Source organism: Pseudoxanthomonas sp. LjRoot204_2 (assembly GCF_056175765.1).
In genome coordinates this window covers 1-2,224 of sequence record NZ_JBGFFG010000496.1, presented here as the reverse complement: position 1 = coordinate 2,224, position 2,224 = coordinate 1, and the positions used below count along the sequence as shown (strand labels likewise).

The 2,224-nt window shown below is 67.6% G+C and carries 3 protein-coding genes; all 3 read right to left on the bottom strand.

All coding sequences use genetic code 11. From position 1 onward, the window contains the following. On the bottom strand, positions 1 to 220 hold a 220-nt coding region (locus AC04L7_RS17080; RefSeq protein WP_475513497.1), incomplete at its 3' end, for a PTS sugar transporter subunit IIA domain-containing protein. A gap of 174 nt (positions 221 to 394) precedes the next feature. Next, positions 395 to 1,315: an RNase adapter RapZ gene (gene rapZ / locus AC04L7_RS17075; RefSeq protein ID WP_296278405.1), complete on the bottom strand. Its 921-nt coding sequence runs from the start codon at positions 1,313 to 1,315 to the stop codon at positions 395 to 397. Beyond that, positions 1,312 to 2,224 (bottom strand): HPr(Ser) kinase/phosphatase (gene hprK / locus AC04L7_RS17070; protein ID WP_475513496.1); only part of this gene is annotated, 913 nt, incomplete at its 5' end. The genes rapZ and hprK, both read right to left, overlap by 4 nt.

Below are 2,224 nucleotides of genomic sequence, written 5' to 3'. Positions count from 1 at the left end.
GGCTTGCCCCGTACAGGTCGGTCAGCACCAGCACACCCTCGCCGCCGTCGACGCGCCGCAGTGCGGCCGACGCCTGCGGGAGCAGGGCCTCCAGGTCCGCGTCGAACGGCACCTCGAAGGCCTCCGCCTTCAGGGGCAGTTGCCGCAGCAGCGCAGTGGCGACCGTCAGGATCGACACGCCCACGCCAGGATGAGTCACAAGGAGAATGCCACAGGCCATGCAGGAACGTTAACAGACGGGCATGACAGGCTGGAAGCGGCGCGGATGGAACGGTAAGGGTCCCAGCTATCCGTGGATCGGTCACGTAGAGCGGAGCTTGCTCCGCTGCCTTTCTGTCCGGGGCTCAGGACAGCGTCAGCCAGCCGAGCAAGCTCGGCGCTACGGAATCCGGGGTCAATCCAGTTCGCGGTGGAAGGTCGCGACTTCTTCCCAGCCCTGCTCGCGGGCGTGCCGGGCCAGGGTTTCCGCCAGATAGACCGAGCGATGCTTGCCCCCCGTGCACCCGAACGCGATGGTCACGTAACTGCGCGTCTCGCCCCGCAGCCGGGGCAGCCAGGTGTCGAGGAAGCCGCTGACCTGGCCGACGTATTCGGCCACTTCCGGCTGCGCGTCCAGGAATGCCCGCACCTTCGGGTCGCGGCCGGCATAGGGCCGCAGTTCCGGATTCCAGTGCGGGTTCGGCAGTACGCGCGCATCGAAGACGAAGTCCGCGTCCGCCGGCACGCCGCGCTTGTAGGCGAAGGATTCGAACAGCAGCGAGAGCTGCGTGCCCTTGTTGAAGGCGAACTCGGCGATGATCCGGCGACGCAACTGGTGAACGTTGAGCTGGCCGGTATCGATGACCACGTCCGCTTCGTCGCGCAGCGGCTGGATGATGGCGCGTTCCTGGCGGATCGCTTCCTGCAGCGACAGGCCGCCGTGGCCGAGGGGATGGCGGCGGCGGGTGTCGGAGTAGCGACGCAGCAGTACGTCGTCGTCGGCGTCGAAGAAGACCAGCCGGCCTTCCAGCCCAAGCTGCGCCAGGGCCGCGCGCCACTGCGCCAGCTTCGACAGGTCGCTATGCCGGCTGCGAACGTCGATGCCTACGGCGATCTTGGGCGGCAGTTCGTCCTCGCGCACCAGGCTGCGCACGAACGACGGCAGCAGGTCGACCGGCAGGTTGTCGACGCAGTAGTAGTCGAGGTCCTCGAAGGTCTTCAGCGCGACCGACTTGCCCGAGCCGGACAGCCCGCTGACGATCACCACCGTCGGCGCCACCGGCGTCGCGGCGCCGGTGTCGTCGTGCAGGTCGGAGGCCGGTTCGAACTGCGTCATGGCGTGCTGCGCTCGAGCAGGTTGCTGTGCCGGGCGATGAACATCGCGGCCGGGTCGATGCCCTTGGTGCGCAGGATGTGCAGGCGCGTGGCGGCTTCGGTCAGCACGGCCAGGTTGCGGCCCGGCATCACGGGCAGGGTGATCAGCGGCACGTCGAGGTCCAGCACGTGGCGGGTGCCGGAGTCGCCGGTCAGCCGCTCGTAACCGTGCGGGTTGGGTTCGGTCATCGGGCGTGTCAGGTGCACGATCAGGCGCAGGTACTTGTTCTTCTTCACGGCGGTGTCGCCGAACATCTCGCGCACGTTGAGCACGCCCAGGCCGCGCACTTCCAGCAGGTCCTGCAGCAGTTCGGGGCAGGTGCCGTCCAGCACGTCCGGCGCGATCTGGGTGAACTCCGGCGCGTCGTCGGCGACCAGGCGGTGGCCGCGGCTCAACAGTTCCAGCGCCAGTTCGCTCTTGCCCGACCCCGCCTCGCCCGTGATGAGTACGCCGATCGAGTAAATCTCCATGAAGACACCATGCAGCGTGACACGCGGCGCCAGCGTGCGTGCGAGGTGGTAGGAGAGGTGGTTGAGCAGTTCGTGCCCGCGCTTGGGCGAGCCCCACAGCGGCGTGTCGTTCTCGTTGGCGGCTTCGCGCAGGTCTTCGGGACAGGACTGGCTCTTGCTGATGACCAGCGCCAGCGGCTTGGCCTGCACGATCTTCTCGATCGTTTCCCAGCGCTGACGGGAGTCGAGCGAATCGAGCCAGGTCAGCTCCTCGGTGCCGAGGATCTGGACCTTGTTGGGATAGACGGCATTGAGATAACCCGCCAGGGAGGGACGCCGCGAGACGGTGTCGCCGGATTCGAGCACGCGCTTTTCGCCCTTCTGCCCCGCGAGCCAGCGCAGCGCCAGCTTGTCTTTCTGC